Origin of the sequence: Polaribacter sp. Z022 (genome assembly GCF_023555495.1) — a bacterium.
Lineage (GTDB): Bacteria > Bacteroidota > Bacteroidia > Flavobacteriales > Flavobacteriaceae > Polaribacter.
This window is the reverse complement of record NZ_JALCZO010000011.1, coordinates 1-6,853: the sequence shown is the minus strand read 5'-3', so window position 1 is coordinate 6,853 and position 6,853 is coordinate 1. Positions and strand designations below refer to the sequence as shown.

The window sequence follows — 6,853 nt, the reverse complement described above, 5'->3', positions numbered from 1 at the left end:
CAAAGTTTGTTGCTTTTTTAATCTTGTCTTAATTTTCCTTCGGAAAATCAGCCAATCTTAAAAACGCAACTTTCTATAACACAAACACGTTGTGCCCAATGTAAGAAAAACCTCGTAATCGAAATAAAATTCTGAAAATTGAATTAAAAAAACACTAAATTTACGCTATGAATTCAATTGTAGAAGAACCTGTTGTAACATATAATCAGATTAATTTAAGTTTTACGAACTATACAAAGGAACGAAAACTTGACCCAATTGTAAAATGGGCTGGTGGAAAGGAAAAAGAATTGAAATACATAATTCCTAATCTTCCAACATATTTTAAGAATTATTACGAGCCATTTGTTGGTGGTGGTTCAGTTTACACAGCAATACAGGCTCAAGAATATTTTATAAATGACAAAGCGCACGAGTTAATTGATTTATATAAAATTATAGTTTCTGAAGACAGAGAAACGTTTTTTAATGCAATTGAGGAAATAATTCACAATTGGGAAATTTTAGGAGAAATTTCGGAAAGAAATCAAACATTTTTCATAAAAATTTATAAAGATTTTGCCTCTGGCAAAATATCTAAAGATATTTTGTCAAACAAAATTTTTGAATTTATTTTAAAAAATTCTAAAGAATTTAACGGATTATTTTCTTCATATTTTAATTTTAATATTCAAAATTTTCTAAAAGAAATAAATAAAAATTTAGTTCGTAAAACTTCAAGAATGAAAGTTCTTGAAAAAGAAAAAGGAAAATTACCTGATAAAGATATTTTAGACAATATTGAAACTGCATTGAAAAGTGCATTTTATATGCACTTTAGACATATTTACAATTTTCACAAAAAGTACGAGCTCAATCAAGCATTTTATACAGCAATATTTTTATTCATTCGTAATTACGCATACTCTGGAATGTTTCGCTATAACTCAAAAGGAGAATTTAATGTTCCTTATGGTGGAATAGCGTACAATAATAAAAATTTCAGAAAAAAAATAGAATATTTAAAATCAGAACCTTTACAACAATTATTATCTAAAACAAATATTGTAAATGAGGATTTTGCTAACTTTTTTAATATTCATCAACCAACTGAAAATGATTTTGTTTTTTTAGATCCACCTTACGATACAGAATTTAGCACATATGCTCAAAATGATTTTGAAAAAACTGACCAAAAACGTCTTGCAGATTATTTAATAAATAACTGTAATGCTAAATGGATGATGATTATTAAAAACACAGATTTTATTTTAAATTTATATACTCATCCAAACATTAAAATATCAACTTTTGACAAAACTTATTTAGTAAGTTTTATGAATCGAAATGACAAAAAAACTGAACATCTTTTAATTACAAATTATTAATGGCAAAAAGAATATCCGAAACTGAACTTATTTTACCTTCACTTTATTTAATGAAATTAAATAATGGTAAAATTACAACATCAGAATTAATAGAGAAACTTCGCTTGATTATGAAACCAAGTGGCGAAGATTTAAACATATTAAAAGGTCGAAATGATGATAAATTTTCTCAAAAAGTAAGAAATTTAAAAGCACACGAGACTTTTGAAAGATTTGGTTATGCAAAATATAAAGGAGAAGCAAGAAAAGGTTTTGTAGAAATCACAAACGATGGTAAAAACCATTTAAAACGTAACAAGGAAATTTTAAATTACTTACTTGTAAATGATTTTGAATATTCAGATTTAACAGAAAATTTGAGAGAAATTGAGAAAAATAAAGATGACAGAAAAATTCAAACCTTTGACGAAAATATAATAATTCAAGAAGGAATTAAAAAAGTTGCACAAGTAAAAGTTTATGAACGTTCATCTAAATTAAGAAATTATGCGATTGAGCATTTTACAAAAGATGGACATATATCTTGTGAATGTTGTACGTTTGATTTTGAAAATTTTTATGGTGCAGATATTGGAAAAGGATTTATAGAAATTCATCACACAAAACCAATATTTCAATACGAAGATTCAGATACCGAAAAAACAGTCGAAAATGCTTTAAAGAATTTAGCACCTGTTTGTTCAAATTGTCATAGAATGATTCATCGAAATTGGTCAAAACCTCTTGAAATTCAATATTTAATTGGAAAAATAGAACAGTATGGGATTTACAGATAGAAAACACTGGGCACAACACCGTGTATAATTAATTGCTTGTTTATTAATTACTTAAAAAAGTTCTCGCAGACTTTAAATGTAGTTTTTATTTACTAAATTCCGTGCTTAATCACGCAACTAATCATACACAACAACGTTAGAAATAATTGAAACCCAACTATGAACTATAAAAGAATTGCACAAATATTAATCTGGTTAGGATTCGCTGTTATTCTTATATTTTCAATAATTATATCAATTCAAGAATTTATACCTGATTCTTCAATTGACCTCAATAAAATAGGAGATTTAGGCTCATTTTTTGGAGGCTTAGTAGGTTCCTTTTGGTCGCTTGCTGGTATTCTGTTAATTTTTATAGCTCTTCAAGAACAACAAAAACAAAATGAAATTACACGGGAATCATTAAATGTTCAGATTAAAGAGTTAGAATATTCTCAAATGAATCATCTAAAACAAATAGATAATTTTAATATACAAAGGTTCGAAAATTCTTTCAGTAAGTTATTGGAAACATTTTTGAATTTGGAACAGAAGATTGTCGATTCTATTGATTCAAATTTGTTTGGTAAAAGATATTTCAAACACCTTGTTAGATTATTGAAAAAGGAAATTAAAGGAGAATTTAAAGAAGCGTATATAGACTACTTTTATTCAATACCTTACGAATATGACAATGTTGATATAAACTCATTATCTAAAAGTCAGTTAATTAAAATTTACCTAGAAGTTACTCAGCATTTTGGTTTAGGCAAAATTGTTGGTATTAGCTCTTTAAATAAAAAAACTAACTTTTCATCTATCTCAGATAATATAAATAGGTTTTCAAAAATAATTGACAGAATTCTTACCTTTATTGTTGAAAGTGAAATTGATAAAATCACTAAAAATGAGTCAATAAAAACTTTACATTCTTTAATCTCTAAAGAACAAATTATTCTAATTTACTATTTAGACTCACCTAAATGGTCTAACAATATGAGTACTGGAATCATTTCAGAAAACGTGTCAATAAGAAATTCAAATATTTTCACAAAATCAAGAGATATTGGTTTATTTGGAAACCTATCTTTTTTTGATTTATTAGAGAGTAAAATTTATCAAAAATTAGTTGATGAAGAATCTTTGAATTCTATAAAATCATTTGAGAATGAAATCAAATCATATTTCTTCAAAGGAAAAGACATTGATTCGACTAGTGGTATTTTCCTTAAACCACATAATACTATGCTGTCTGTAATAAAAAGTGGAGATACAGAGCCAATTGAGGGATTAATTCTCGAATCTTTATCAGGATATGATGATATTAATTCAGGAAAGATTACTATCGATAAAAATGTATTCATCAAAAAAGAGAGAACAAATGATACGTTAACAATAGAAATTCAAGTGATTGACAATTTTACTGATAATTCAATTTTGGCATTTAAATCACTATTAATAGATATTATGAATTTCTATTGGCAAACACAATATTTACAAAATGTTTTATCTAAGAACGAAGATGAGAAAATAATATATTGTGATATAGATATAAAAGATGAAAAATTATCAGATACTTATAAAGTCACTTATTTGGAAAATGAGGAATATATTAATAAAACAAAAACAGAAAAACATAGGCTTTTCAATATAAAAATCGAAATGTAGCGGAATACAACTATTTCTAACACCGCATATAATTTATTGCTAGTTCAAGCCGATTTACGAAAATCCTAGTGGATTTCCTATTTGGTTTATATTTGCTAAATTAGTGCTTTAAAAACGCAACAAATCATATTCAAACCCGTTGGGCATAATATAACAAACATTCGAACACAAAATGGAAAATAAAACATTAAGAGAAATAAAAGTATCTGAAATTGCCCCTAACCCATACAATCCACGTTTGATTTTTGAACCAAATGAATTGAATGATTTGAAAAGTTCAATTTCAAAAGTTGGTATTTTAGTTCCACTAACTGTTTATCAGAATTCAAAAGATTTTCCAAAAGAAAAATATATTATTCTTGATGGAGAAAGAAGATGGAGATGTGCAACTGAAATTGGTTTAGAAGCGATTCCAGCAAATGTGATTGATGAACCGAAAGATATTACTCAAAATATCTTATTTATGTTTAATATTCACCATTTTAGAAAAGAATGGGCTCTTTTTCCTACTGCATTAAAACTCGAAATAATTATTGACAAATTAGGTACTGATAGCGAAACTGTACTTAATGAATTTACAGGTGTAAGCAGATCTACAATTAGAAGATGTAAAGCCTTACTGTGGTATCCACCAAAGTATAGAGATATATTAATGGAAAAAGGTGGTAGAATATCGACTGATTTTTTCATTGAACTACATCCAATCGCAAATAGATTAAGTTATGAACCTGATTTTAAATATCCAGAAGGAATTAGTTTTTTCGTAGATAAATGTATAGATAAATTTAAGGAACAGAAACATTTAAGCGATGTAAAAGAACTTCGTGAGATTAGAAAGGCTCTCGGTTTCTATGATAAATCAAATAATTTTCAAGAATTCGTCAATAAAATTAGTGAATTTATCAATAATGATATTGGTTTAGAAATTTTCGTAAGTGAAGATCTTGAAGAGGAACGTAATAGAAAAAATATTCTAAAATACATTTCTTACTTAAACACTAATCTAGATCAAATAAATCCTGACCTAATAAGTGATATATATTTTGAAGACCAACTAAAACAATTACAAAAAAGGTTAGACGCAATAATAGAATCTATCGATTAATTTATGGAAAAGATAGAATCAATTATATACAAGTTTCTTGGAGGAAACAAAATTGAACAAAAGTTAATTAGATGTCAAAGTTATCGACCTAATTCTGTACCTAAATTCAAATCTCAAACTAATCTTAATTGGTTAGAAACAGTTAAGTTACTTAACAGTATTGAGATTTTTGATGCACAAAGAATTAGATCTGTAATTCACAAAATTGTTGAGAATAATGCAGAAATATTTAATGCAGATAATCTATTTATAACTTCTTTTGGTAGTGAAGGGAAAAGTGGTGGAAAAATTGCTTATGAAATTAGGCACACCAAATTATTTGGAAATAAAAAATTTGTGAATAGTTGGGAATTAAGCAAATTACCTGAAGAAAGTACTATAATTTTTGTAGAAGATTTAATAGGAACAGGTACTCAATCGACTGAATACATTTTAACTAAATTAAATTTACTTTTAAATCCAAGTCACAAACCTTATTTATTAACAATATGTGCAACTTCAGAAGGAATAGAAAAAGTTTCTAAAGAAACAAATTTCAAGGTTGTTAATGGAATTGAACTAAGAGAAAATGAGTTTCAACATTATACTGAAAATTGTAAAACCTTTTCCAACAAAATAAAAAGAAAGTTAATCGACCTTAATAATAAATTGAAAAAGTCAGGTAGTCTGGATTATGATAGAGGTCTTTTAGTTAGTTTTTTCTATTCACCACCAAATAATAGTATGCCTATTCTATGGAAAGATGGATATCCATATAAAGACAAAAAAGGAAAAGATAAGAAATGGTTTGCCTTGATACCAAGAGAATATTAAAATACTATGCCCAACACCGTATAAAATTAATTGCTGGTTTTAGCCTTTTTACGAAAGTCCTCGCGGACTTTCTATCTGTGATTTATTTGCTAACTTTAGTGCTTAAACCACGCAACTAATCTTATACAAACACGTTGGCTGTAATTATGAAGATGAAAAGACTGATACTAATCATATTAACATTTACGACTTTTAATTTTTTTAGTCAAAGTATTGCAACTGCAATAAATCACGACAGAAAATATGATATAAAGGAAGAATTTATTGTAAAAAAAATAACATCAAAAGTAACATATTATAGAAAAAATAAAACTGAACGAAAACGGAAAATTTCAAGTTTTAATGAAAAGAATATGTTAAAATCAGAATTAAGATATGATGAAGGAGGAAAATTAACTGCAAGACTGAATGTGAAATACGACTACACAAAAACTAGAAGTTTAAGCAGAAAGTATGAAACTTGGAACAAAGCAATTGGTTATCGTTCAGAAATTGCAGAATATATTTATGATACAAATAATTTTTTAGTTAAAACAATTGAAAAGAATTCTAAAAATCAAATTTTCAGAATTACCTCGCTTGAAAATAACGAAAAAGGAAATCCAATCAAATTAGTACTTGAAGAAAATAATTTCAAAGGAATAGAAACAGCTGTTTATGATTATGACAAAAATATTGTTGAAATATCCGTTATAAATAATAATGGAAAAGTAATCTCAAAAAATAAGATGAGAATTAAATTCTATGAACGAAAGTTTAATGATTTAAAGTATAATGAAAATGGTGATTTGATTGAATCCAATGGAAAAAAATATTCTTATAAATATGACAAAAAGAATAATTGGATAAGAAAAACTAACTATGAATTGAAAAACGGAAAATGGAAAAAATATCAAACAATAGAAAGAAAAATAAAGTATAGAAATTAACTACAGCCAACACCGTGTAAAAAAAATTGCTGGTAAAAGCCTACTTACGAAAATCCTCTCGGATTTTCTTGGTTCATGTTTTATTTACTAACTTTAATGCTTAAACCACGCAACTTTCATTACACAAACACGTTGTAAGTAATTTCGAAGAATCGCCCGAAAAAACAAATCAAATTGAAAGAAAAAAGTAACTATTAAAAAGGAATCAATAAAAAT

6 protein-coding genes are annotated in these 6,853 nt (G+C 26.5%); all 6 read left to right on the top strand.

Translation table 11 applies throughout. The annotated features are described in order from the left end of the window. Window positions 1-167: 167 nt before the first annotated feature. The 6 genes from MPF13_RS15235 to MPF13_RS15210 all read left to right on the top strand — a co-directional run bounded on the left by MPF13_RS15235 (window position 168) and on the right by MPF13_RS15210 (window position 6,637). Window positions 168-1,367 (top strand): DNA adenine methylase, encoded by a 1,200-nt coding sequence (locus MPF13_RS15235; RefSeq protein WP_249983626.1) that lies wholly within the window; start codon window positions 168-170, stop codon window positions 1,365-1,367. Further along, window positions 1,367-2,143, top strand: a complete 777-nt coding sequence (locus tag MPF13_RS15230; RefSeq protein ID WP_249983625.1) for an HNH endonuclease — start codon at window positions 1,367-1,369, stop codon at window positions 2,141-2,143. Before MPF13_RS15235 ends, MPF13_RS15230 begins: the two co-directional genes overlap by 1 nt. Before the next feature lie 159 nt (window positions 2,144-2,302). Beyond that, entirely contained in the window at window positions 2,303-3,790 is a 1,488-nt protein-coding gene (locus MPF13_RS15225) for a hypothetical protein (RefSeq protein WP_249983624.1), read from the top strand. A 172-nt stretch (window positions 3,791-3,962) separates the two neighbouring features. Continuing rightward, complete coding sequence (locus MPF13_RS15220) at window positions 3,963-4,895, top strand: ParB/RepB/Spo0J family partition protein (RefSeq protein ID WP_249983623.1); 933 nt, start codon at window positions 3,963-3,965, stop codon at window positions 4,893-4,895. A gap of 3 nt (window positions 4,896-4,898) precedes the next feature. Continuing rightward, window positions 4,899-5,708, top strand: coding sequence for a phosphoribosyltransferase-like protein (locus tag MPF13_RS15215; protein WP_194768701.1), 810 nt, complete (start codon window positions 4,899-4,901; stop codon window positions 5,706-5,708). 146 nt (window positions 5,709-5,854) lie between these two features. After that, complete coding sequence (locus MPF13_RS15210; protein WP_249983622.1) at window positions 5,855-6,637, top strand: hypothetical protein; 783 nt, start codon at window positions 5,855-5,857, stop codon at window positions 6,635-6,637. Window positions 6,638-6,853 lie beyond the last annotated feature (216 nt).